This is a genomic window from Pollutimonas harenae (assembly GCF_004153685.1).
Lineage (GTDB): Bacteria > Pseudomonadota > Gammaproteobacteria > Burkholderiales > Burkholderiaceae_B > Pusillimonas_C > Pusillimonas_C harenae.
In genome coordinates, this window is the sequence record NZ_SDQD01000001.1 from 814,852 (window position 1) to 838,548 (window position 23,697).

21 protein-coding genes are annotated in these 23,697 nt (G+C 56.9%); 13 read left to right on the top strand and 8 right to left on the bottom strand.

Annotated elements, in window-relative coordinates:
* Window positions 1–48: 48 nt before the first annotated feature.
* A complete protein-coding gene (locus tag ERD84_RS03845; RefSeq protein WP_130038283.1) occupies window positions 49–2,208 on the bottom strand; it encodes a malate synthase G in 2,160 nt (719 codons plus the stop codon).
* A gap of 200 nt (window positions 2,209–2,408) precedes the next feature.
* On the opposite strand from ERD84_RS03845, the gene ERD84_RS03850 reads away from it, so the two are divergent.
* On the top strand, window positions 2,409–3,326 hold the full coding sequence (locus tag ERD84_RS03850) for a LysR family transcriptional regulator (RefSeq protein WP_130038284.1): 918 nt from the start codon (window positions 2,409–2,411) through the stop codon (window positions 3,324–3,326).
* Between the two features lie 21 nt (window positions 3,327–3,347).
* Here ERD84_RS03850 and ERD84_RS03855 read toward each other — a convergent pair whose 3' ends face one another.
* Together ERD84_RS03855 and uraD are read right to left on the bottom strand one after the other, a co-directional pair.
* On the bottom strand, window positions 3,348–3,851 hold the full coding sequence (locus tag ERD84_RS03855) for an ureidoglycolate lyase (protein WP_130038285.1): 504 nt from the start codon (window positions 3,849–3,851) through the stop codon (window positions 3,348–3,350).
* An 11-nt stretch (window positions 3,852–3,862) separates the two neighbouring features.
* Entirely contained in the window at window positions 3,863–4,390 is a 528-nt protein-coding gene (gene uraD / locus ERD84_RS03860; RefSeq protein WP_130038286.1) for a 2-oxo-4-hydroxy-4-carboxy-5-ureidoimidazoline decarboxylase, read from the bottom strand.
* 193 nt (window positions 4,391–4,583) lie between these two features.
* On the opposite strand from uraD, the gene xdhA reads away from it, so the two are divergent.
* From xdhA to guaD, 4 genes are read left to right on the top strand one after another with little or no spacing between them, the layout of a single operon-like run.
* Window positions 4,584–6,056 carry a xanthine dehydrogenase small subunit gene (gene xdhA / locus ERD84_RS03865; protein WP_130038287.1) on the top strand — a complete coding sequence of 491 codons (1,473 nt, stop codon included), beginning with the start codon at window positions 4,584–4,586 and terminating at the stop codon, window positions 6,054–6,056.
* Window positions 6,057–8,402, top strand: coding sequence for a xanthine dehydrogenase molybdopterin binding subunit (gene xdhB, locus ERD84_RS03870; protein WP_130038288.1), 2,346 nt, complete (start codon window positions 6,057–6,059; stop codon window positions 8,400–8,402).
* Window positions 8,402–9,295: a xanthine dehydrogenase accessory protein XdhC gene (gene xdhC, locus ERD84_RS03875; RefSeq protein WP_130038289.1), complete on the top strand. Its 894-nt coding sequence runs from the start codon at window positions 8,402–8,404 to the stop codon at window positions 9,293–9,295. The genes xdhB and xdhC overlap by 1 nt, the downstream gene beginning before the upstream one ends.
* 9 nt (window positions 9,296–9,304) lie before the next feature.
* The gene (gene guaD / locus ERD84_RS03880; RefSeq protein ID WP_130038871.1) at window positions 9,305–10,645 is read left to right on the top strand and encodes a guanine deaminase; all 1,341 of its coding nucleotides are present in this window, start codon (window positions 9,305–9,307) and stop codon (window positions 10,643–10,645) included.
* 32 nt (window positions 10,646–10,677) lie between these two features.
* Here the strand turns inward: guaD and alc are convergent, their stop codons facing one another.
* Together alc and puuE are read right to left on the bottom strand one after the other, a co-directional pair.
* Window positions 10,678–11,718, bottom strand: a complete 1,041-nt coding sequence (alc, locus tag ERD84_RS03885; RefSeq protein WP_130038290.1) for an allantoicase — start codon at window positions 11,716–11,718, stop codon at window positions 10,678–10,680.
* 80 nt (window positions 11,719–11,798) lie between these two features.
* Window positions 11,799–12,737: an allantoinase PuuE gene (gene puuE / locus ERD84_RS03890; protein ID WP_130038291.1), complete on the bottom strand. Its 939-nt coding sequence runs from the start codon at window positions 12,735–12,737 to the stop codon at window positions 11,799–11,801.
* Window positions 12,738–12,829: 92 nt separating this feature from the next.
* Here puuE and uraH point away from each other — a divergent pair, with 92 nt between their 5' ends.
* The 3 genes from uraH (at window position 12,830) to ERD84_RS03905 (ending at window position 14,924) form a co-directional block, all read left to right on the top strand.
* Window positions 12,830–13,183, top strand: a complete 354-nt coding sequence (gene uraH / locus ERD84_RS03895; RefSeq protein ID WP_130038292.1) for a hydroxyisourate hydrolase — start codon at window positions 12,830–12,832, stop codon at window positions 13,181–13,183.
* Window positions 13,184–13,192: 9 nt separating this feature from the next.
* On the top strand, window positions 13,193–14,443 hold the full coding sequence (locus ERD84_RS03900) for a urate hydroxylase PuuD (protein ID WP_130038293.1): 1,251 nt from the start codon (window positions 13,193–13,195) through the stop codon (window positions 14,441–14,443).
* A 193-nt stretch (window positions 14,444–14,636) separates the two neighbouring features.
* A complete protein-coding gene (locus tag ERD84_RS03905; protein WP_130038294.1) occupies window positions 14,637–14,924 on the top strand; it encodes a 4a-hydroxytetrahydrobiopterin dehydratase in 288 nt (95 codons plus the stop codon).
* On the opposite strand, the gene ERD84_RS03910 is transcribed toward ERD84_RS03905, so the two are convergent.
* A complete protein-coding gene (locus ERD84_RS03910; RefSeq protein ID WP_130038295.1) occupies window positions 14,905–15,846 on the bottom strand; it encodes an AEC family transporter in 942 nt (313 codons plus the stop codon). The genes ERD84_RS03905 and ERD84_RS03910 overlap by 20 nt on opposite strands.
* Before the next feature lie 99 nt (window positions 15,847–15,945).
* Window positions 15,946–16,923 carry a LysR family transcriptional regulator gene (locus ERD84_RS03915; RefSeq protein ID WP_167667238.1) on the bottom strand — a complete coding sequence of 326 codons (978 nt, stop codon included), beginning with the start codon at window positions 16,921–16,923 and terminating at the stop codon, window positions 15,946–15,948.
* A 136-nt stretch (window positions 16,924–17,059) separates the two neighbouring features.
* Between ERD84_RS03915 and ERD84_RS03920 the strand changes: the two genes are divergently transcribed.
* The 5 genes from ERD84_RS03920 (at window position 17,060) to ERD84_RS03940 (ending at window position 22,447) form a co-directional block, all read left to right on the top strand.
* Window positions 17,060–18,034, top strand: a complete 975-nt coding sequence (locus ERD84_RS03920) for a Bug family tripartite tricarboxylate transporter substrate binding protein (protein WP_130038297.1) — start codon at window positions 17,060–17,062, stop codon at window positions 18,032–18,034.
* A gap of 76 nt (window positions 18,035–18,110) precedes the next feature.
* Complete coding sequence (locus ERD84_RS03925; protein ID WP_130038298.1) at window positions 18,111–19,184, top strand: TauD/TfdA family dioxygenase; 1,074 nt, start codon at window positions 18,111–18,113, stop codon at window positions 19,182–19,184.
* A 20-nt stretch (window positions 19,185–19,204) separates the two neighbouring features.
* Complete coding sequence (locus ERD84_RS03930; RefSeq protein WP_130038299.1) at window positions 19,205–20,125, top strand: fumarylacetoacetate hydrolase family protein; 921 nt, start codon at window positions 19,205–19,207, stop codon at window positions 20,123–20,125.
* 274 nt (window positions 20,126–20,399) lie between these two features.
* The gene (locus ERD84_RS03935) at window positions 20,400–21,899 is read left to right on the top strand and encodes an AMP nucleosidase (protein WP_130038300.1); all 1,500 of its coding nucleotides are present in this window, start codon (window positions 20,400–20,402) and stop codon (window positions 21,897–21,899) included.
* 50 nt (window positions 21,900–21,949) lie between these two features.
* Window positions 21,950–22,447, top strand: coding sequence for a nucleoside 2-deoxyribosyltransferase (locus tag ERD84_RS03940; RefSeq protein WP_130038301.1), 498 nt, complete (start codon window positions 21,950–21,952; stop codon window positions 22,445–22,447).
* 154 nt (window positions 22,448–22,601) lie between these two features.
* Here the strand turns inward: ERD84_RS03940 and ERD84_RS03945 are convergent, their stop codons facing one another.
* A complete protein-coding gene (locus ERD84_RS03945; protein ID WP_130038302.1) occupies window positions 22,602–23,633 on the bottom strand; it encodes a DctP family TRAP transporter solute-binding subunit in 1,032 nt (343 codons plus the stop codon).
* Between the last annotated feature and the right edge of the window lie 64 nt (window positions 23,634–23,697).

The window sequence follows — 23,697 nt, forward strand, 5'->3', positions numbered from 1 at the left end:
AAACGCTCCCGCACTTCAGGCCTTGTGTATGAACGGCTGGCCGGATTCTTACTTGGCCTTTACTGCCTGGCGCCACTGGTGCAGCAAGGGTTCGGTATAGCCGTTGGGTTGTTCCAGACCTTTGAACACCAGATCGCAGGCTGCCTTGTAGGCCAATGAGGTGTCGAAGTGTCCGGCCATGGGCTGGTACAGGGGATCACCGGCATTTTGACCATCAACCACAGCGGCCATGCGTTCCATGGTTTCCTGTACCTGCGCTTGGCTGACCACGCCGTGACGCAGCCAGTTGGCCATGTGCTGGCTGGAAATGCGCAGGGTTGCGCGGTCTTCCATCAGGCCGACGTCATGAATGTCGGGGACCTTGGAGCAGCCTATGCCCTGGTCCACCCAGCGCACCACATAACCGAGTATGCCCTGTGCATTGTTGTCGAGCTCTTCCTGGATTTCCTGGGCTGACCAGTTGGTATCGGTGGCGACGGGGATGGTCAGTAGTTTGTCGAGCAAAGGCTCGGACTTGCCTTCCATGCCTTTCTGGACTTCCTGCACATCGACTTGGTGGTAGTGCAGCGCATGCAGGGTGGCCGCGGTGGGCGATGGCACCCAGGCTGTGTTGCCGCCGGCCTTGAGGTGACCGATTTTTTGTACCAGCATGTCGGCCATCAGGTCGGGCATGGCCCACATGCCTTTACCGATTTGAGCCTGACCGCGCAAGCCGCATTCCAGGCCAGTTTGCACGTTGTTGCGCTCGTAGGCGTCTATCCATGCACTGCGCTTCATGTCGCCCTTGCGCACCATGGGGCCCGCTTCCATGGACGTGTGCATTTCGTCGCCAGTGCGATCCAGAAAACCGGTATTGATGAAGGCGACGCGCTCGCGCGCAGCGGCAATGCAGGCCTTGAGGTTGGCACTGGTGCGGCGCTCTTCATCCATGATGCCCATTTTGATGGTGTTGGGCGCAAGACCCAGCAAGGCTTCCGTGCGCGAGAACAGCTCAGTTGCAAAGGCGACTTCGTCGGGACCATGCATTTTGGGCTTGACGATGTAGATGGACCCCGAGCGCGAGTTGCCTTGTTTCTTCAGGTCGTGGATGGCGATCAGCGAAGTGAAGACCGCATCGAGTATGCCTTCGGGCACCTCATTGCCGGCCTCGTCAAGGATGGCCGGATTGGTCATCAAGTGACCCACGTTGCGGATGAACATCAGGGAGCGGCCATGCAGAGACTGCGGCTGGCCGTTCAGGTCGGTGTATTGACGATCTGGATTCAACTTGCGGGTGAAGGTCTTTCCGCCTTTGCTGACTTCCTCGGCCAGGCTGCCGTTCATCAGGCCCAGCCAATTGCGGTAAGCGCTGACCTTGTCTGCGGCATCGACGGCGGCGATGGAGTCTTCGCAGTCCATGATGGTGGTGATGGCAGCTTCCATGACCACGTCCTTGATGCCCGCGAGATCTTGCCCGCCGATGGGGTCCTTGCTGTCGATCTGGATTTCAAAATGCAGGCCGTTGTGCTTGAACACGAGGGCTTCGGGTTGGGCAGCGTCACCGCGATAGCCCAGAAAGAGCGTAGTGTCAGCCAGCGTGGTGTCTTGTCCATTGCTCAGGCTGACCTGCAGTTTGCCATTGTTCACGGCATAGCGCTTGGCATCGCTGTGCGAGCCGGCGGCCAGGGGAATGCTTTCGTCCAGGAAGGCGCGTGCAAAGGCAATGACTTTGTCACCGCGCTTGGCGTTGTAGCCACCGGCCCGGGTGGCGCCATCTTCTTCGGAAATGGCATCGGTGCCATACAGGGCATCGTACAGGCTGCCCCAGCGTGCATTGGCGGCGTTCAGCGCGTAGCGTGCGTTGGTAATGGGTACGACCAGCTGTGGACCGGCTTGCTGGGTAATTTCGGTGTCGACTTTGTTGGTCTTGACGGCCACACTGGCTGGCACGTCTTTCAGGTAGCCGATCTGGCGCAGGAAATCCTGGTAGGCCGCGGCGTTCTGGATGGGGCCGGGGTTCTGGCGGTACCAGTTGTCGAGTTCGGCTTGCAGGCGATCACGCTCGACCAGCAACTGGCGGTTCTTGGGTGCCAGCTCGTGCACCAACTGGTCGAAGCCAGACCAGAATGCCTCGGCGCTGACGTCGGTACCGGGCAGGGCCTCGTTCTGGATGAAGTCATACAGTACGGTGGCAACCTGCAGCCGATGGCTGGAAGTTCGCTCGCTCATGGTGTTCCTTTGATTGGATGGATGGAAGGCGGCGCCGGATGCGCCTGCATGGCTATAGCATAATGAAAATAAGCCTGGAGTTGAATGCTATGATTTATCGTTTCTATCGATACTTTTAGTATTGGCTATTACCAGTAAAAAAGAGTTTTTGAGAACTTTCCTGTTTGCTTTCACCCTTAGAACCTAAATTTAGGTACGGAATGGATAGATATACCGCCATACGCAGTTTTGCCCTGATTGCAGAGAAAGGCAGCTTTGCCGCGGCGGCTATCGTCGAGGGTGTCACCCCGGTGATCATGGGGCGGCGCCTGACCTCGCTGGAGCGGCGGCTGGGGGTGCAGTTGATGCATCGGTCGACTCGCGGGCTGACTCTGACTGACCTGGGCGAACAGTTTCTCGAGACTTGCCAGCAGTTGCTGCAGGACTTTGATGCGGCAGAAGACGGCATCAGTGCAGGCCGCAATGTGGTGCGCGGTCATTTGGCGGTGGCGGCACCGGCCGCCTTCGGACGCAAGCATGTGGCACCGCATGCGGTGGCCTTCCGGACGCTCTACCCCGAGCTGCGCTTGTCTTTCAACTTTACTGACAGTGTCGAAGACCTGGTGCGGGAAGGCTATGACATGGCCATACGCATAGGCGAAGTCAAAGATCCCAATTATGTGCCGGTGCACCTGTTTCCAAACCGGCGTGTGGTGTGCGGCACGCCAGAATATTTCAGCCAGCATGGTGTACCGCGCATCCCCGAGGATCTGACCCGGCATAATTGCCTGGCCTTCAATCTGCAGGGCGGGCAGCAACGCGGCTGGATTTTTGTGCGCAACGGCAAGCCCTTTGCCGTGCGGGTCGAGGGTGACCTGGCCTGCAACGATGGCGAACTGCTGTACGAATGGATCAAGCAGGGCCTGGGTATAGGTTGGCGCTCAACCTGGGAAATACAGGCGGAGCTCAAGGACGGCAGTCTGATGACGGTGCTGGATGATTTCGCCCTGCCCGACTACAACATCCAGGCGGTGTATCCACAACAACGCTATTTGCCCGCTAAGGTGCGCCATCTTATCGACTTCCTGCGCGACATCTATAACCGCCCTGGTTATTGGGAAGAAAAGCTGCCGGCCTGAAGCGCGGGCTGGCCGGAATGGCTAGTCAGCTGCGTTGATGATACCGGGCGGGCTCAGGTTGACGACATCGCAGTTCTCGCCCGGGCCACTGCGATCTATGACCAGAAAATCAGAGGCCTGATCCAGTGCAAGCAGCGGATGGTGCCAGACTCCTGTTCGGTAATTGACGCCTTGGGTGCTTTGGCACAGAAACACGCGCAAGCTATCCAGGGTTGGCGCAGCGCCCGCCGGAGCAACCACCACCAGATAGGGATGACCGGACAGCGGCATGAAAGCCTGGCTGCCTTGCGGATGTCGCTCCATCATGCTGACCGTGAAAGGCAGCTGGCGGGGCAGGCCGCGAAATATCGACACGATGGCTTTGCCGTTCGGACCTGGGTCGATATGGGCGAGGTCGTGGTAGCGTTCGGTATTGCCGTCGTTGATGGTGAAATGCCTGGCCTGGCCGGAGACTTCAATGACATCTCCGTAGGGGGCGAAGGCGTCTGGCGTCAGGGGTGCAATGGGCAGGTTGTTAAAGGTCATGGTTGTGCACCTCAAGAGTAGCGGGCGTCCAGCCGGAAACGGGCAATCTTGCCGATTTCCTGCAGGCAGGTAGAAAGCTCGATGTCGCGACTGTTCAGCAGGCGTGTATCGATGGCATCCATGATTTGGTGGCGGCTCAGGCCTTTGACCGCAATGATGAATGGAAAACCGAAACGCTCGCGATAGGCAGCGTTCAGCCGGCGCAGGCGTGCGAGCTCGTCGGCGCTGCATTGGTCCAGTCCGGCTCCTTGTTGTTCTTGTGTCGATGCCTGCGTCAGCGTGCCTTGAGCGGCTTCCTTGCCCGCCAGCTCGGGGTGGGCGCGTATGAGGGCAAGCTGGTCAGCGGGGTCGGCTTGGCTGACGGCGTCCAGCAGCGCCTTGTGCAATGCCTGCACGCTGTCAAAAGGGCGGGCATGCCAGGCGCGTTGAGTAACCCAGGCAGAGTGCTCGAAGATACCCTCCAGTGCCTCGGTGAATGCCTGGCAAGGCATGACGGACAGTTCGGCCGGAGTTGGAAACGGCGCTTGTGTGGTGGTCATGTGGAGCTCGTGCTGGTTTGCGTGTTGTAGGGGACAGCAAAGCCGTCGCTGCATAAACAAGACACTAGTGTGCCCCAAAGGGCGGTCAGGTCGCAATTGAAATCACCCCCGATAGCGGGCACAATCGGGATGAGGCCTGACAATATTTGCCAGGTGCGATCCCTGGGTACTCTGCGAGTACGGAGCCGGTTCAATGAAGACGCACAACATCCGTTTTTATTATCAGGGCAAGGTTCACGAAGTGGCTGAACAGCCAACGACGCGAACGGTCTTGCAATACCTGCGCGAAGACCTGCACTGCCGTGGTACCAAAGAAGGATGCGCCGAAGGTGATTGCGGCGCCTGTACGGTGGTGGTGGGCGAGCTCGATCACGACGGCAAGCTTGCCCTGAAGGCAGTCAATGCCTGTATACAGTTTCTGCCCACACTCGATGGCAAGGCGCTTTTTACAGTTGAAGATTTGCGGCAGCCCAATGGTGCCCTGCATCCAGTGCAGCAGGCTATGGTCGATCATCATGGTTCGCAATGCGGCTTTTGTACGCCGGGGTTCGTGATGTCCCTATGGGCTCTGTATAACAAGCAGCAGGCGGGCGAACGCCCCACGCTTGCGGACATACACGACACTTTGTCGGGCAATCTTTGCCGCTGTACGGGCTACCGCCCTATCGTCGATGCGGCCCATGCCATGTTCGACTCGCCGCGACTGACCCTCGACGAGCAGGCTCTGGCCGGGCAGCTGGATACACTGCGTCGTACTGATACCTTCAACTATCGCCATGGCGAGCAACTATTTTTTGCACCACGCACCTTATCTGAACTGGCGCAGCTGCGACTCGATTATCCCGATGCGCGGCTATTGGCCGGCGGCACCGATATCGGTTTGTGGGTTACCAAACAATTACGCGAGCTGCCTCAGTTGATCCATGTGGGCCGGGTGGCCGGGCTGCACGATATGGATGAAGACGACGGGGTTTTGTGCATAGGTGCCGGTGTCTCGCTGAACGACGCCTATAGTGCTTTGGTGCAGCGTTATGAGCAGTTGCACGAAATGCAGCGGCGTTTTGCGTCGTTTCCCATACGCAATGCCGGCACGCTTGGTGGCAATATTGCCAATGGTTCTCCCATAGGCGATGCCATGCCTGCCCTGATCGCTTTGGGCACACAGCTGGTCTTGCGCCGGGCTGAACATACCCGGACGCTGGCCCTGGAAGATTTTTACCTGGGCTATCAAAAGAATGCGCTGCAAACCGGCGAGTTTGTGCAAGGTATGCGCGTGCCCTTGCCTGTTAGCGGCTTGTGTTTTCGCAGCTATAAGTTGTCCAAGCGTTTCGACCAGGATATCTCTGCAGTATGTGCAGCGTTTGCCTTCAGGCTGGACGATGGCCTGATACGCAACGCGCGTGTGGCATACGGAGGCATGGCCGCAACGCCAGCCCGCGCGCCGGCTGCAGAGCACGCGCTGGAAAGCCAGCCCTGGACGCTGGCCACAGCCAGACTGGCCATGGAAGCGCTGAAGCAAGATTACAAACCTTTGTCCGATATGCGTGCCAGCAGCCGTTATCGCATGGTGGCCGCGCAGAATCTGCTGTATCGCTTCTACCTTGAAACTCGCGCTGACCAGCCGTTGCCAGCGCAAGAAACCAGTGTGTTTGCGGATGTTCCCTAAATGAATACGCAATCAGAAGTTTTCCTGCATGATGGCGTCAAAGCGACCGCGTCCAACGCGGCAGGCGCGCCGGCGCCGCATGAGTCGGCCGCCCTGCATGTCAGTGGCGAGGCCATCTATGTCGACGATCTGCCCGAGCTGCAAGGCACATTGCATGGCGCCCTGGGTTTGTCCGGCAAGGCGCATGCGCGCGTTCTCTCCATGGACCTGGACCCGGTACGACGGGCACCCGGGGTGGTGGCGGTGCTGACTGCAAGCGACATTCCTGGAGAAAACAATTGTGGGCCGATCGTGCACGATGATCCCGTGCTGGCCGACGGTCTGGTGCAATATGTGGGCCAGCCTGTTTTTGCGGTGGTGGCTGAAAGTCACGACGCCGCCCGCCGCGCAGCGCGTCTGGCATGCATTCAGTACGAAGACCTGCCGGCTCAGCTGACGCCACAACCTGCTGGGGCGGAACAGGCTACAGTGGTGGCACCCATGCGCATGCGTCGTGGCGACCCCGAGGCTGCCATTGCGGCGGCGCCGCAACGCCTGGCCGGCACTTTTTCATGCAATGGCCAGGAGCAGTTTTATCTGGAAGGGCAAGTCTCTTACGCCATACCCAAAGAAGGTCAAAGCCTGCATCTGCATTGCTCCACCCAGCATCCCAGTGAAATGCAGGCTGTAGTGGCTCATGTGCTGGGCTGGCATGCACATCAGCTCAGAGTGGAGTGCCGGCGTATGGGCGGCGGCTTTGGCGGCAAGGAATCACAGTCGGCGCTTTTTGCCTGCGTGGCAGCCCTTTGCGCCACACGCCTGAACAGGCCGGTCAAGCTGCGTCTTGATCGTGATGATGACTTCATGATCACCGGCAAGCGCCATGGCTTTCATTATGACTATGACGTGGGCTTTGACGAGCAGGGTCGCATACTGGGCCTGAAACTGGACATGAGTTTGCGCGCCGGGTTTTCGGCTGATTTGTCCGAGGCTGTAGCGACACGCGCCGTATGCCATGTGGACAATGCCTATTACATCCCTCATATCGATGTGCTGGCCGTATGCAGCAAAACCAACACGCAGTCCAATACCGCATTTCGCGGTTTTGGCGGGCCGCAGGGGGCGCTGATCACCGAGGTCCTGCTGGATACCATTGCTCGTCGTGTGGGACGCGATCCCCTCGAGGTCCGGCGCGTCAATTTCTATGATGGGCAAGACCGCAACACCACACCTTATGGTCAGCCCGTGCTGGACAATGTACTGGTGCCGCTCACAGATCAACTGGTGGCTGCCAGTGCCTATGAGGCCCGCCGCAAGGCCGTACAGGAATTCAACCGCAACAGCCAGGTGCTGAAAAAAGGTCTGGCGCTCACCCCCGTGAAGTTCGGCATTTCATTCAATGTGCCCGCCTTCAATCAGGCGGGTGCGCTGGTGCACGTTTATCGTGATGGCTCTGTATTGGTCAACCATGGTGGTACCGAAATGGGCCAGGGTTTGAATACCAAAGTGGCTCAGGTTACGGCAACCGAGCTGGGCGTGAATCTGGCCAGTGTCCGCGTAACGGCAACCGACACCAGCAAGGTCGCCAACACTTCGGCTACGGCGGCCTCGACCGGTTCCGATTTGAATGGCAAGGCCGCACAGGATGCGGCACGTCGCATACGTTGCCGGCTGGCTGAGTTCGCCGCTGCTCATTGGGGTGGGTCGGCCGCTGATGTGGTGTTTGCCGATAATGCCGTGGCGGTCAACGGGCAGCAATTGCCTTTTGCTCAGGTGGTGGACACGGCCTACTGGGCTCAAGTGCAACTGTGGTCGGAAGGCTTTTATGCCACGCCCGGCATACAGTGGGACAAGCACACCATGACAGGTCGGCCTTTTTATTATTTCGCCTATGGTGCAGCCGTGTCGGAAGTCGTGATCGATACCTTGACCGGCGAATGGAAGCTGCTGCGAGCCGACCTGTTGCATGACGTGGGGCAATCCATCAATCCGGCGATAGACATCGGGCAAATTGAAGGTGGCTTTATTCAAGGCATGGGCTGGCTGACCACAGAAGAGCTGTGCTGGAACAACGAAGGCAAGCTCACCACCCATGCCCCTTCCACCTACAAGATACCGGCTGTGGGCGACTGTCCTGCTGACTTCCGGGTGGCCTTGTTTCATAACCAGAACATCAAAGACACAGTCCATCGTTCCAAGGCGGTCGGTGAGCCGCCGCTTTTGTTGTCTTTCAGTGTTTTCAATGCCATACGTGATGCTGTTGTCAGTGCGCAAGGCAATGGCAACGAGCCTCAGCTGAATGCGCCTGCCACACCAGAGGCCATACTGGATGCGCTGAGTGGCTTGCCTGGCCGGAGCACTGCCTGATGCACGATTGGATCCACACCGCGCAGCAGTTGTTGTCGTCAGGCGAGCCGGCCGTGCTGGTAACCCTGGTCAAGGCCGAAGGGTCAACGCCGCGCGAAGCAGGCACACGCATGCTGTTCACGGCCGACCGGCAATGGTCCAGCATAGGTGGTGGCCAAATGGAATGGCGTGCTGCCGACATTGCCCGCGACATGCTGGCCGGCCAGCAGGGTTACGGTGCACATCATGTCGAGCGTATACCCTTGGGGCCGCGACTGGGGCAATGCTGTGGAGGCGTAGCCACTCTGGCTTTCGATCTTTTGACGCAAGCCCTGTTGGACCAGGAGGCGGCAGCCCGGCAGCCACCCGATCAGCATCTCGTGCTGTTTGGTGCTGGCCATGTGGGGCGAGCGCTGGTCCCCATATTGGGTAGCTTGCCGTGTACTGTGCTGTGGGTGGATGAACGTGATGCACAATTTCCCGAAGCATGGCCTGCCAATGTCAGCATCGAGGTCACCGACACGCCCGAAGCGGTGGTGGATCAGGCGCCGCCAGGCAGCTACTTCCTGGTTGTCACGCATTGCCATGCCCTGGACCTGCGCTTGTGTCGCCAAATTCTGAAGCGCGATGACTTTGCTTATTTCGGCCTGATAGGTTCGCAGACCAAGCGCCACAAGTTTGAGCGCCGTCTGCGTGAGCGGGGTGTGCCCGACGCCAGGCTGGCGCGCATGATATGTCCGATAGGTGTGCCGGGCATACGCGGCAAGGCGCCCGAAATCATTGCGGTGGCCGTGGCCGCCCAACTGCTGCAGGCGCGCGAACAATATCTTGCTGCCACACACCTGCCAGCCGGCGCCGATGACCTGCTACCATTGCCCCTGATTGTGCCCACGTTGGGTGCTAAGACCGAGTGAGACACCTTGATGCAGCCTATCGGCGGGGCAGTCAGGCCCGATGGAAAAATCGCATATCGCGCACAACTGCTGTATTTCACGGCATCACCTGAGCAGATAGCAGATGGTGACGCCACGGTGTACCTGCCCGACGGGCTGCTGGTCGTCCACGATGGCCATGTAGCTCAGATTGGCGATTATCAGGCGCTTGCAGCCAGCCTGGGTGCAGACACTTCCGTGGTGGACTGGCGTGGCAAGCTCATCATGCCAGGCTTCATCGATACGCATCTGCACTATCCGCAAACCGATATCATTGCTTCGCCTGCGGAAGGCCTGCTGCCATGGCTGGAGACCTACACGTTTCCGGAAGAAAGTCGTTTCCAGAACTCCGGACATGCAGCCCGCACAGCCCAATTCTTTCTGGATGAGCTGTTACGCTGCGGCACGACAACCGCGCTGGTGTATTGCACCGTACATCCCGAATCGGCTGAAGCCTTCTTCGAGGAAAGTCATGCCCGCCAACTGCGTATGGTGGCCGGCAAAGTAATGATGGACAGGAACTGTCCCGATTATTTGCAGGATACGGCTGAATCCGGGGCACGCGATAGCGAGGCCCTGATCCAGCGCTGGCATGGCAAAGGACGTCAGATGTATGCCCTGACGCCGCGCTTCGCCCCTACTTCCACTCCAGAGCAACTGGGGCTGTGTGGTGAGCTGGCGCAACGCTACCAGGACGTGTTCATACAAAGTCATCTGGCCGAAAACACCGCCGAAATGGAGTGGGTAAAACAGCTTTTTCCGGACCACCGCAGCTATTTGGATATCTACGATCATTTTGGCTTGCTGCGCCGTCGTGCGGCATACGGACACTGCATCTGGCTTGATGAAACGGATCGCCACCGCATGGCCGAGACGGGCACACTGGCCGTGCATTGTCCGACCTCCAATCTGTTTTTGGGCAGCGGCCTGTTTGACTTTGCTGCCGCCAATGCCGCAGGAGTGCCGGTTGGGCTGGGTACGGACGTAGGCGGCGGTACCTCGTTTTCCATGCTGCAGACCATGGCTGCGGCGCACAATGTGGCGCGCATGTCCGGCCATCACTTGAGTGCGCACACCTTGTTTTATCTGGCGACAGAAGGGGCGGCGCAGGGGCTGGATCTGGGCGGCCAGATAGGTACGCTGGCCCCCGGCGCCGAAGCCGACTTTATTGTGCTCGATCCGCAGGCTACTCCGTTGCTGGCACGACGCACGGCGCGGGCCGACTCGCTGGAGGAGATGTTGTTCGCGCTGCTGACGCTAGGTGATGATCGCGCGGTAGCCGCCACGTATGCAGCGGGGCGTTTGCGGCACGAACGCAGCCCGTCTGTCTGAGCAGGTAGCCGTCGATCGCGCCCGGCGCTTGCTTAAACAGCCAGGCGACCCCATAAGCGTACGCGGCTGATGCCGCCATCGGGAAACATATTGACGCGCACATGTGTAACCGGACCGCATTGCCGAAGCGCGTTGCCTTCAAAGAAATGTTGTGCGTCGGCTTCGGTTTTTTGTTCGGCCAGTAGCGCTGGCCAGAACATGGCCTGGGTGATCAGTGATTCGTCGGTTGATGCTGTCATGCGGGCGCCCTGCACCGAGACACGATCGGGATAGTTGCCTTTGAAATGCGCTGTATCGATTTCTATTTTTTCAATTGTGGCGGCGTGTCCCAGCTCGATAATGCACCAATCGTAGCCGGGCTCGCGCCGGCGTCTTGTTTCCCATCCGTCGCCCATATTGACGCCGCGCCCGGGCATGATCAGGCGAAATGGCGTGCCATAGTGTGCGTTGTTGTAAGCGACGATACGTCCGCCATGGTGTAGTGCCGATACCTCATGCAGTGCGTCGGCATCGTATTGGGACCAGTCGCAAGCAGGCTGGCCATAAACGCGCAAGCGCGCCACGCCGCCATCGGGGTAGATATGCAGCCGCAGATGCGTCCATACCTGGGTATCGGTGATGTCGATGAAGTGGTGAGCATTGCCGGATAAGGATGAGGCAGGCACAAGTTCGGTCCAGACCGTGCTGTCGTCCGGATCGCCCTGTACATGGCAGACCTGCACCGAGGCGGCCGGAGGATAGTTGCCGGTGAAGTGGCTGGTGTCGATGTCCAGGCCCTTGATGATGCCGGGCATGCCCAGGCGAATGACGGCAGTGTCGTGGCCGCCATTGCGGCGTCGGCGGGTTTCCCAGCCGTCCATCCATTTTCCATGGTCGTCGAATTTGCCCACGACGAAAACAGGTTCGGACGCTTGCAGCATGCGCTCGGACTTGGCAAAGAATTCATCGGTGCAATCAAGTACTTTGGCGCCGAAGTCGGCCGAGGCCAGATTGGCATGGCGGGTGGCGAACAAGGGCAGCTCGGCAGCTGCGGCATTGATGATGGTTCCATCGGAAGGATCGGTTGCAGCCATGGTGCGGGCTCCTGAAAGGGCGAATGACGATTAAGGGGCGATATTGATTGGGCGATAACGCTGCGGGCGCATAGGGCATGCTAACCGGGTGCCGTGTCCTGCCAGGGGTGATGTTCCGACCAGTGATGGGCAATGGCCGCACGCGTAGGAATCCAGACCCGGTCGTGCCGCTGGATATAGTCCAGGAAACGCTGCAAGGCGGCGAAGCGACCTGGCCGCCCGACCAGCCTGCAGTGCAGCCCCACCGACATCATCTTGGGCGAGTGTTCGCCTTCGATATACAGGACGTCGAAGGCATCTTTCAGGTAGGCAAAGAACTGATCGCCGCTGTTGAAACCCTGAGGAGATGCGAAGCGCATGTCGTTGTTATCGAGTGTGTAGGGCACGATCAGTTGCTGTCGCGCCGTGCCATCCGGCATATTGACGGGCATCCAGAAAGGCAGATCGTCGCCGTAATAGTCGGCGTCGTACAGAAAACCGCCCTCTTCCATGAGCAGCCGCCGGGTATTTGGACTGTCGCGGCCGGTGTACCAGCCTTCCGGGTGTCGCCCTGTCAGTGCTCTGACCACTTCGATGCAGCGTTGCATGTGTTCGCGTTCGATGTCCTCGGCGACTGATTGGTAGTGTATCCAGCGATAGCCGTGGCAGGCGATTTCGTGACCCAGTTCAACGAAAGCCTGAGCCGCTTCCGGGTTACGTTCGAGCGCCATGCCTATGGCGAAGACGGTGAGGGGCAGGCCACGGCTTTCAAACTCGCGCAGCAGGCGCCATACGCCGGCGCGCGAGCCGTACTCATAAATGGATTCCATGGACAGGTGGCGATCAGGATAGGCAGAGGCGCCTATGATCTCGGATAGAAACTGCTCCGAGCCAGGGTCGCCATGCAGTACGCAGTTTTCGCCGCCTTCTTCGTAATTCAGGACGAATTGAACAGCGATGCGCGCCTTGCCTGGCCAGTTCGCATGCGGCGGATTGCGGCCGTATCCGATCAGGTCTCGCGGATAGTTTGTGGTCACCATGGAAACTCCGAAATCAGCAATGATTGTGTTTCAATAGAAGCAACAGCCGTCAGTATGGTATCAATAAAGGCGGGCAACAAGCGGAGACAAGCATGGGGAAGCTTACGACACATGTGCTGGACACCATGAACGGTGTGCCGGCGCAAGGCGTCCGGATCGAACTGCACCGTATCAACAATGCAAGCCGTCTATTGCTGCGGAAGACACACAGCAATAGCGATGGCCGTTGCGATGAGCCCTTGCTGCAAGGCCCTGACCTGGAGCAAGGCATATACGAGCTGGTATTCCATGCTGGCGATTATTTCGCTGCCCGAGGCGTGCGTGTACCCGAGCCACGATTTGTCGACCAGATCACGCTGCGCTTTGGTGTGGCGCACCCATCTGAAAACTACCATGTGCCACTGGTGGTCACGCCCTGGACCTGGTCAACCTATCGCGGCAGCTAGGGTCTGGGCATGTATACCTACGCGCTCGACGCTGGCAATCTGCTGCTGCGCTGGCTGCATGTCATTGCGGCCATTGCCTGGATAGGCGAATCCATTTATTTCGTCATGCTCGATAACAGCCTGCGGGTACCGCGCGACCGGCAAGCGAGAGCGTCCGGCGTTCACGGTGAAATGTGGGCGGTACATGGCGGCGGTTTCTACCATAATCAAAAGTACCTGAGCAGTCCGGCAGAATTGCCCGATGATTTGCATTGGTCGTTCTGGAAGGCCTATACCACCTGGCTTTCGGGCTTCGCTCTGTTTGCCCTGCTGTATTTGTATCGGCCCGAGTTCTACCTCGTCAATACGGCCAGTCCCTGGGCCTGGGCGGCGGCGCTGAGCGGCCGGCAGGCCGGCGTAGTGGCCGTCGCTTTCCTGGTGCTGGGTTATATCGTGTATTCGCAGCTGTGTCGCCGCATCAGCCCCACTATGCAGCACGATGGTTTGCTCAGCGCCGCTGTTGGCGTCATGATGGTCGTGGTGGCTTATCTGACCGTGCAGATTTTTCCTGGAAGAGCCGCCTTTCTGGTTACTGGCGCGCTCATGGCAACTTGCATGTCGGCCAATGTGTTCTTCTGGATCATCCCGGGGCAGCGGCGCATGGTGGCCGCCCTGAAGGCTGGAGAAAAACCCGATCCGCTGGATGGCCTGCGCGGCAAGCAGCGCTCGGTGCACAACACCTACTTCACCCTGCCGGTAGTGTTGCTGATGCTCAGCAATCATTATTCCTTTATTTTTTCCGGTGCCTGGAGCTGGGTGGTCATGAGCCTGTTCATTTTTGCAGGCGCACTGATACGGCAGTATTTTGTACTGCGGCACATGGGCAAGAACCGGCCCGCCTACCCATTGGCCGGTGTGGTTTTGCTGTTGCTGGCCTTGTGGCTGGCGGCGCCTGCAAAGGCTCCGGCAAGTGCAGCGGGAGCGGCCAAGGGCGCGGGTCAGGGCAATGTTGCTTCGGTGCCGCAAGCAGCGGCCGGAGAGTTGTTGCAGGTGCAGTCCATAGTGATGGCCCGCTGCGTGCAATGCCATTCCGCCACGCCGGTTCAGCCGGGCTTTACCGCTCCGCCTGCCGGCATGGTATTCGATACACACGACCAGATCTTGCTGCATGCCGCTCAGATCAAACAGGCGGTGGCCAGCGGTTATATGCCGCTGGGCAATATCACTCATATGACCGATCAGGAGCGAGCGCTGATTGCAGGTTGGTCGGGTCTGAAATAAAGAAGACAAGTGTCCTGTATCTGGTCAGGTATTCGAAGTGCTCAGACAGGGCGCCAGCAGGGTTTGGCAGCGATTTGTCATATTTCAGCCAGATCATGCCATTATGATGTAAGGCTGCATGCTGCTTCGCTTGATTCGAAGGCGGGAACCGGGCAAACAGCACACTGACGATGCTTCACTCAAGGGGAAGTCCATGAAGAACCGGCTGAAACTGATTGGCGCTCCGTCGGCCCTGTTGTTGCTCGAGGGCTGGTCGGCCACGGAAGGGCGCGATGCCATACACAAAACCTTCGTTTTCAAGAATTTCAACGAAGCCTTTGGCTTTATGGCGCAGGTGGCCATGCAGGCTGAAAAGCTGGACCATCATCCCGAGTGGACCAATGTCTATAACCGGCTGAGCGTCACCTTGACGACTCACGATGCCAAGGGCGTTACCGAGCGGGATGTGGCATTGGCCTTGTTCATGGACCAACTGGCGTAAGCCACGACACCAGCAGCGAAACGGTGACCAGTGACAAGACAGTGGACAGCAGGATGGCACGCGATGTGACGGCAGGCTCGCGCTCGTAAAGCGTGGCCAGCATGAAAGGCCCGGTTCCCACGGGCAAGGCGGCAAGCAGTACTACGGTGCTGGCCCAGAGCGGGGGCATGTCAAATACCCAGTAAGCCAGCACAAACGCTATCAGCGGATGAAGAAGCAGTTTCAGAGCGACGATGCGCCAGACAGTACTGTGATGACTGGTGGATTTTCCCTTGGACAGGAACAGGCCTATGGTCACCAGCGCGCAAGGGCTGGCGGCAGCCCCCAGCAAAGTGGTGAACTGTTCGACGGCATAAGGTAGCGGCCACTGCATGGCCGCCAGCAACAGCCCCAGTACGGGAGCGACCACCAGCGGATTGAATAGCAGGGCTTTGCCTACCTTGCGTGCCGTGCGCCAGACACCGGGAGTGGCTTGCAGATCGATTTCGATCAGCACAATTGAAAAGGCAAACAGGCCGCAGGCGGTGATCAGTGTGGCCAGGACGACAGGTGGCAGGCCGGCTTCACCGAACAGCATCAGGCATAAAGGTATGCCCATGAATCCTGCATTGGAATAGGAGGCTGCCAGGCCTTCTATGCTGGCGTCGGCCAGACGACCCTTGCGCTTGCGATCCAGCGCATAGGACACCCCAAATGTGACTGCAATCGACAGAATGGTGGCGGCAAGATAACCCGGCTGGTTGATTTCGTCCCAGGTAATTTTGGCCATGGACTGGAACAGCAGCGCGGGCAGCGCCATATAGACCACGAACTTGTTCAGGCTGTCGACCGAGCCGGCCCCCAGCAGATTGTTTCGGCCGCTCAGGAAGCCAAGCAAAATAAGCGCAAACAGCGGGAAGACAGCGTTGACGATAAGGCTCAAGATGCATCCTGGGCAAGGGGTTCGGATCGGCCTTATTAAAGCAAATATTTCATCCCGGCGGTAATGGCAAGAAGGCCTTCAGGGTTTATGTGTTGTATTTCATGAGCTGCGGCTACGATGCTTCCGCTTGGGCGCTATGGTGTCGGCGTTATACAGTAAAGCCCCTTTTATGGTTGCAATAAGCGGATCATCGCTTTTAGTCAAATGCCAAGCAGCCACAATCGGCGGAAGAGGAACCTTTAATGCGACCTGTACAACTCGAATGAGTTTCTGTTGCTGCCATTGTGCGGCAATGGAGGATGGACAAATCCCTATGAAATGGCCTGTTCTGACCATGTTTAACTGTGAGGCGGAGATAGCGCACTCCACTAGCGGCTTTGGAGGGCTGAGGCCAGCGTTAAGAAACTCGGTCTCAATCAATTTTCGGGTCACAGAACCAGAAGAGGGTAGAACCCAGGAGTATCCTTTCAGCTCACTGAGCCTTACACCTTTTGCCTTGGCAAGTTCGTGGTCATTCCCGCAGATGATAGACATACCCTCCTCGTACAAAACTTGTGTATCAAAGCGGGTATCAGCTAGAACGTTGCCATGATCATCGAGCAGGCGGGTTATCGCCAGGTCCAACTCACCACGATCCAAAGCGCTTAACAGCACAGTAGAAGAGCCCTCTAGTATGTGCACTCGTATATTAAATTCGTTTCGGTAGAGATGGGCAAGCGTATTAGGGACTAACCCCTGCATACAACGTGGCAGAGCACCGAGGTAAAAGCTCGACGCTTGCCCCTCGGATAGGCTCGTCAGATCATTTTCCATCCCTTGCGCTTCACGCAAAATTACGCGTGCCCGCTTTAACAAGGCTTCAGCTTTCAGGTTTGGGGTCATTCCACGACGACCACGGTCGAACAGCGTCATGCCAAACATGGCTTCGATATCTCGCACCAGTTGACTTGCTGAAGGCTCGCTAATACGCAGCGACTCGGCGGCCTTGCGTAGCGAACGGTATTCCATCAAGCGCTCAAGCAAGGTTAGGTGCTTGATTCGCATTTGTGAAATTCGATTATTTATCGCTGTTTTCAAGCTTCGGGATTCCCTATCACATGATCGATTAATCATACTGTATTTCGATCATTAGCCTATCTACAATTGATCCAAATCAAACAATTGCCCCATGGCTTGCGCAAAGAGCTGTTCGGTACGAATAGGAGACAAATCAATGATTAAAAGTATTGCTGCAACAATCTGTCTGGTTTTGGCCCACATCACAGCCTTCGCCGATAGCGCCCCGGAAACCTACCCTGAAAAACCTGTAAGGTTTCTAGTCCCGTATACCCCTGGCGGCAACGCAGATATGATCGTGCGCTTACTGGCTAACCGATTGAGCGGAATGTGGAATCAGTCTGTTGTTGTAGAAAACAAGCCGGGAGCATCTGGAACGATTGCAGTAAACGAGGTGGCCAAAGCCGCAGCTGACGGCTACACCATGGTTCTTGGTGCTGCTGGGAATCTGGTTGTCGCCCATAAGCTTATAAAAGACCTTCCCTATGATGTCTTGCAAGATCTGAAGCCGGTCACCTTGGTTGCGGCTCCTCCATTTGTATTAGTCACCTCACAAGAGTCCAGGTTCAAGAATGTTCAGGACTTGCTGCAGTACGCGCAGCAGCACCCGGGTGAAGTGACATATGGATCTGCAGGTGTTGGATCTGCGAACCATTTGTCTGGTGAGATGCTCGGACTGTTGAAGAACGTCGAGATGATGCACGTCGCGTATAAGGGAATGGGGCCGGCCATCAATGATCTCATCGGGGGGCGCACTGATTTTGCATTTGCGCCTATTCCTCTTGTTCTTCCGCAGATTGAAGCTGGCAAGCTTAGGGCCTTGGGTGTGACGGGCCGTGCTCGCAGCAAAGTCCTGGCAGACGTGCCGACAGTAGCCGAGTCCGGTGTTAAGGATTTTGAAAGTGGTGCATGGTTTGCGGTGATGGTGCCGGACGATACGCCAGACGCGATTGTGAACAAGCTAAATGCTGATATTAAAGCCGCGCTGCAGGACAAGGAGGTTATACAGAAATTGGCAGCAGAAGGTGCTGACCCAATTGGTAATTCTCCCGAAGAGGCTTTGGTGTCTCTTAATGCTGAAATGAAGAAATGGGGTGACCTGATAGAAAAGCTGAAGTTACAACCTAACTAGGAGCCTTTGGTGCTGCGGTGCGCATACGTTCCTCGGCATTCGCCTGGATGCATTCAAAAGTCATAGAGAGATAAGCATGAATGAAATTGTGAATGAAGTAGGTGCCTTGCCTATTTTTCAGAATGAGCAAGCGTGGCGTGGCCCACAGCTCAAGCAATCACCGCAGGAGTGGACTCATCATCTCACGAAGGATGAATTGGCTGCATTGGATATCATCATCCACCACGTTGAAGCAAGCGGCAAAGACCTTGTTGACGTGAAAGTTGGGGATTTACCAGAGTTGGATCGATTGGAACCTTTGTCAAAGAAAATAAAAAGTTCTGTCCTTTATGGACGTGGCTTGATTCTATTGCGAGGTTTACCTGTTCACCAGTATTCATATCGGCAATCTGCAACTGCATATTGGGCGTTGGGGCTGGTGTTGGGCGTGCCGGTATCGCAAAACGGCAAAGGTCACGTGCTCGGCCATGTTGCCAACCTGGGTTTGGACTATGCAGACCCGGCAGTGCGAGGATACCAGACCTCACATCGGCTTCCTTATCATACGGATTCGTCGGACATGGTCGGGCTATTATGTCTGCGGCCTGCAAAATCTGGCGGGCTATCATCAGTGGTAAGTTCCACGACTGTTTGGAATGAATTGGTATCCAAGCATCCTGAACAAGCACGTGTATTGCTTGGTGATTTTCATCGTACCCGGTGGGGTGAGATCCCGGCAGGTCAGTTACCTTATTCTTCCAGCCCGGTTTTCGTTTCATTCAAGAATCGTATGTACGCAAACTATGTACGCAGCGGTATCAGGAAAGCACAGCTTTTAGAGGAAGTTCCAAGACTGACCGAAGAGCAAAATGAAGCGTTAGATTGTCTGGATGCCATGACTTGCAATCCGGATTTATATTTGGACATGGAGTTTTTGCCAGGAGATATTCAACTTCTTTCTAATTTTTCTATATTTCATTCACGGACGGCCTATGAAGATTGGCCCGAACCCGAACAGCGCCGCCACTTACTGAGGCTCTGGTTGGCTTGTGAAGACGGTCCGGAAATTCCGGAACCTTTATTGCGACGTAATGGTGTCACCACAAATGGTCGTCCAAATGGGATAGAGGTGCCGGGCGTGAGGCTGAATGCGCCTATGGAGCCGGCCTAGCTGGTGGATAAGGAAATACCATGAAGCTGCTCACATTCTCTCGTACAGGGCAACAGTCTCGGCTGGGGCTAATGCTAGAAGGTCAAATCCTTGACGTTAGTTCTGCCTGGAACGTTGTAGAGCATCCGCTACAAGGAAGCCCCGCGCCGACATCTGTCCTGGATGTGATTCGAGCAGGGCACTCTTGTATGGATGCCCTGGCCTTACTTCAAAACGCAGCCAGACACAGGCCCGAATGTTGCGTAGATGCAGATGAGGTTACTTTTCTGCCGCCAATACCCCAGCCGCCCAAAAACGTGATTTGCGTAGGACGAAATTACAAAGCGCATATTGTTGAAAGCAATCTTGCGAGAGGGAGGGCTGCAGAAGATTTTCCGAAAGCAATCGAACTTTTTACCAAACCCGCTACTACGCTGGTAGGACACAAGCAGGCGGTTAGCAGGCATGCGGCGCATACGGCCATACTCGACTACGAGATTGAACTGGGTGTGGTGATTGGCAAAGAGGGGAGCAATATAGACCCCGCCGATGCCATGAAATATATATTTGGCTACACCATAGTCAATGATATTACTGCGCGCGATCTACAAGCGCTTCATGGTCAGTGGTTTAAGGGAAAGTCACTGGATGGTACTTGCCCTATGGGGCCAGTCGTAGTGACAAAAGATGAGTTGTTAGATGCGGGTAAGCTGGATCTAGTGTTGTCGGTTAACGGAGAGGTCAGGCAGTCGTCCAATACCTCTGATCTCCTTTTCGACATTCCCCAGATCATCTCTCAGGTCTCGGCTGGTCTGACTCTGCAGGCTGGTGATATTATCGCTACAGGCACGCCGTCCGGTGTCGGCTTTGCCATGACACCGCCAATATCACTCGAGAGCGGTGATCTGATTTCAGCGCGAATACATGGTATCGGAGAGCTGCTGACCACCATAGCCCGATAAAAAAGGCAGAAGGACTACTGTTTGGCCTTTTGCTACATCGCCGCCAATCGCAATTGCAGCAGGAGGCGCGGCAATCAAACTACGTAACTCAAAGATCCGGTTCGACAGACTGCTAGATGATGCGTGAGTGCGAAGATGAAATAAAGACATTGCTTTTGTGCGGTAAGTGAAGCCGACAAAGTGTGCGTTTGCCTCAGACATGGAGTAGGGATGCATGATGATGCATATCGTGTCATAGTTGGTTTATATACTGTCTTTTTTGTTGGTGGCAAACATGTCTGATTCGTCTGATTCCATATCTTCCACGCTGTTGCCGCCCGTCATGCCGTTTACGGCATTCACCGATGCCAGGGCGGCGGTAGAGCGTCTGGTCGAAATCTACGCCCGGAATACGGCTTTCATACGTGATGCGTTTTCCGAATATGCCCAGGGCCGCCTGACCGGCAGGCGAGCGCGGGCCTATTATCCGGCTATCCGTATCAAGGTCAGTACTTACCAGGAGGTTGACAGCCGCCTGTCGTATGGCCATGTGGTCGAGCCGGGGACATACATGACGACGGTGACCCAGCCGGCCCTGTATTTTGATTATCTGCTTGAGCAGATCGGGTTACTGATCAAGAACCACAGCGTGCCGGTGGAGATCGGCGAGTCCGATATGCCCATCCCTCTGCATTTCTCATTTGCCGACGGGCAGTATGTGGAAAGCGTTTATTCCGACACATTGCTGGGCGGCTCGCTGCGCGACAGCTTCGATGTCCCCGATCTGGCCGTAACCGATGATGCCATTGTCAATGGCACCTGGCAGGGGCGAACGGGCGAGCCTTTGCCCCTGGCACCCTTTACCGCGCCGCGGGTCGACTATTCCCTGCACAGACTGCAGCATTACACGGCCACGGCACCCGAGCACTTCCAGAACTTCGTGCTGTTCACCAATTATCAGTTCTATGTGGACGAGTTCTGCCAATGGGCCAAGGAAACTCTGGCTCAGGGCGAGGGCGGTTATACGGCGCTCGTCGAACCGGGCAATGTGGTCACGCGCGCGGGTCCGGATGCCGAACGCAGCGGCTTGCCGCTGATGCGTGCTCCCCAGATGCCTTCTTACCATTTGGTGCGCGAGAATCACAAGGGCATCACCCTGATCAATATCGGTGTGGGTCCTTCCAATGCCAAGACCATCACCGACCATGTGGCGGTGTTGCGGCCCTCGGCCTGGCTGATGCTGGGTCATTGCGCCGGTCTGCGTACCACCCAGCGCCTGGGTGATTATGTGCTGGCCCACGGTTATGTGCGGCAGGATCACGTACTGGACGCCGATCTGCCCACCTGGGTGCCGGTACCGCCACTGGCGGAAATCCAGGTGGCACTGGAGCAGGCCGTGGCCGATGTGTCGGGCCTGTCGGGATGGGAGCTCAAGAAGATCATGCGTACCGGTACGGTGGCTTCCATCGACAATCGCAATTGGGAGTTGCGTGACCACGACGAGCCGGTGCGGCAGCTATCGCAATCGCGTGCCATTGCGCTCGATATGGAGTCGGCGACCATTGCCGCCAATGGCTTTCGCTTTCGGGTACCTTATGGCACCTTGTTGTGTGTATCTGACAAGCCCTTGCATGGTGAACTGAAGTTGCCTGGCATGGCCAGCGACTTTTACCGTACTCAAGTTGGTCAGCACTTGCATATAGGTATTCAGGCGCTCGAGTTGTTGCGTGATATGCCGCGCGAACGCCTGCATTCGCGCAAGCTGCGCAGCTTTATCGAAACCGCCTTCAAATAGCTTGCGAGGCCGTCCCCTTCTTTTGGGTGGAGACTGGCCCTGGAGAGATCATGAAATCCATATATCTGGCCGGCTTTGACGTATTCCGGCCTGACGCCCGGCAATGGGGTGACACTTTAAAGGTTTTGTGCAGCAAGTATGGTTTTATGGGCCTGTATCCGCTGGACAACCAGGCGCCCAGGAATCTGAGCGGGCCGGAGTTGGCACTGTGGATCTATCGGGCCAATATTGGACTGATTGAGCAGGCCGATATGGTGGCGGCAAATGTCAATGCCTTTCGGGGTGCAGAGCCTGATTCGGGCACGGCTTTCGAGGTGGGCTATGCTGCGGCGCTGGGTAAGCCGGTGTGGGTGTATACGGATGATGCCCGGCCGCTGATCAAGCAAGTACCGGTGGTTCGGTCGCCAGGCAGTCCGGTGTATACAGATACTCAGGGGTATACCGTGGAGGATTTTGGGCTGAACCTGAATTTGATGATTGCCTGCAGTGCGCAGGTGGTGATTGGGTCGGTGGAGGACTGCCTGAGTGAGATGTCGGAGCATGCCTGATGGCTGTCGCGTGTATGGGAAGCAATGCCAATTGAGTTCGCTGTATTTGCTTGCTAAGACGGCCTGGCAGGTGTTGCCGAGCAGACAAATAAAAAAGGAACGGCGAACCGTTCCTTAAAAAGTCAGCAGGGTTTAACCCTTGCTGCTTGAGCCCTTACTTCTTGCGAGCTTCAATATCTTTCTGGGCCTGGTTGACCAGATCCTCACCGATGGTCTTCTTCCATTTTTCAAAGACAGGCTTGGTCACCTTAACAAATGCATCGTGCTGCTCTGGCGTCAGGCTGGTAACCGTTACGCCATGGCTTTCAATGTCTTTCAGCATCGAAGGGTCTTCAGGCGTGACACCCTTGCGAGCAATCACGATTTCCTGTTTGCCGGCTTCGATTGCCGCTTCACGCACAATCTTGCGATCTTCTTCCGTCCAGGACTCCCATACATCCTTGTTCACCACGAATACCAGCGGGTCGGCCACATAGTTCCACAGTGTCAGGTACTTTTGTGCGACGTCGTAGAGCTTGGCGCCAGCGTAAATGGACAGCGGGTTTTCTTGCCCATCCACAGCACCGGTGGCCAGGGCGGGTTGTGCGTCAGCCCAGCTCATTTGAGTCGGATTTGCGCCCAATGCCGTGAAAGTATCGATATACAGCGGCGAGCCCACCACACGCAGTTTCATGCCCTTCAAGTCTTCCGGTGATTTGACCTCACGCTTGGAGTTGCTGAGCTGACGATAGCCGTTTTCGCCCCAGGCCAGCGGCACGACGCCTGCTTTTTCAAGGTGCTTGAACAATTGCTTGCCGACTTCGCCGTGTATCAGAGCATCGATGGCCGCGTAGTCGGGCATCAGGAAGGGCAGAGAGAACAGGTTGAGCTGTTTGACCTGGGGAGACCAGTTGATGGTCGATCCGATGGCCATGTCGATCACGCCCTGGCGGATAGCGGTGAATTCGCGCGTCTGGTCGCCCTGTACCAGCGAGGTGCCGGGATAGATTTTGATATTGATGCGGCCGTCGGTGCGTTCCTTGACCAGCTTGGACCAGATCTCGGCACCCTGGCCCCAGGGGAAGGTGGTGCCCACCACGATGGACAGCTTGTATTCGGATTTATAGTCGGCCGCATGCGCGGTGGACGTAGCGGACAGGGCCGCTACGGCGCAGGTAATGGCGCCAAGTAGTGAACGGATTTTCATGTGGTCTCCTCGAGAGGTGTGGTTATGCACGTAAAGGCCGGAGACATCATGTCGCCGGCGAGTT

Excerpts from the sequence above, each read along its gene's own strand:
- xdhB (WP_130038288.1), top strand. The coding sequence starts at position 6,057 with ATGAATACGCAATCAGAAGTTTTCCTGCATGATGGCGTCAAAGCGACC.
- ERD84_RS03855 (WP_130038285.1), bottom strand. The coding sequence starts at position 3,851 with ATGACCTTTAACAACCTGCCCATTGCACCCCTGACGCCAGACGCCTTC.
- ERD84_RS03925 (WP_130038298.1), top strand. The coding sequence starts at position 18,111 with ATGAATGAAATTGTGAATGAAGTAGGTGCCTTGCCTATTTTTCAGAAT.
- uraH (WP_130038292.1), top strand. The coding sequence starts at position 12,830 with ATGGGGAAGCTTACGACACATGTGCTGGACACCATGAACGGTGTGCCG.
- ERD84_RS03930 (WP_130038299.1), top strand. The coding sequence starts at position 19,205 with ATGAAGCTGCTCACATTCTCTCGTACAGGGCAACAGTCTCGGCTGGGG.
- xdhA (WP_130038287.1), top strand. The coding sequence starts at position 4,584 with ATGAAGACGCACAACATCCGTTTTTATTATCAGGGCAAGGTTCACGAA.
- ERD84_RS03905 (WP_130038294.1), top strand. The coding sequence starts at position 14,637 with ATGAAGAACCGGCTGAAACTGATTGGCGCTCCGTCGGCCCTGTTGTTG.
- guaD (WP_130038871.1), top strand. The coding sequence starts at position 9,305 with ATGCAGCCTATCGGCGGGGCAGTCAGGCCCGATGGAAAAATCGCATAT.
- ERD84_RS03850 (WP_130038284.1), top strand. The coding sequence starts at position 2,409 with ATGGATAGATATACCGCCATACGCAGTTTTGCCCTGATTGCAGAGAAA.
- ERD84_RS03935 (WP_130038300.1), top strand. The coding sequence starts at position 20,400 with ATGTCTGATTCGTCTGATTCCATATCTTCCACGCTGTTGCCGCCCGTC.
- ERD84_RS03940 (WP_130038301.1), top strand. The coding sequence starts at position 21,950 with ATGAAATCCATATATCTGGCCGGCTTTGACGTATTCCGGCCTGACGCC.
- xdhC (WP_130038289.1), top strand. The coding sequence starts at position 8,402 with ATGCACGATTGGATCCACACCGCGCAGCAGTTGTTGTCGTCAGGCGAG.
- ERD84_RS03900 (WP_130038293.1), top strand. The coding sequence starts at position 13,193 with ATGTATACCTACGCGCTCGACGCTGGCAATCTGCTGCTGCGCTGGCTG.
- puuE (WP_130038291.1), bottom strand. The coding sequence starts at position 12,737 with ATGGTGACCACAAACTATCCGCGAGACCTGATCGGATACGGCCGCAAT.
- uraD (WP_130038286.1), bottom strand. The coding sequence starts at position 4,390 with ATGACCACCACACAAGCGCCGTTTCCAACTCCGGCCGAACTGTCCGTC.
- ERD84_RS03945 (WP_130038302.1), bottom strand. The coding sequence starts at position 23,633 with ATGAAAATCCGTTCACTACTTGGCGCCATTACCTGCGCCGTAGCGGCC.
- ERD84_RS03920 (WP_130038297.1), top strand. The coding sequence starts at position 17,060 with ATGATTAAAAGTATTGCTGCAACAATCTGTCTGGTTTTGGCCCACATC.
- ERD84_RS03845 (WP_130038283.1), bottom strand. The coding sequence starts at position 2,208 with ATGAGCGAGCGAACTTCCAGCCATCGGCTGCAGGTTGCCACCGTACTG.
- alc (WP_130038290.1), bottom strand. The coding sequence starts at position 11,718 with ATGGCTGCAACCGATCCTTCCGATGGAACCATCATCAATGCCGCAGCT.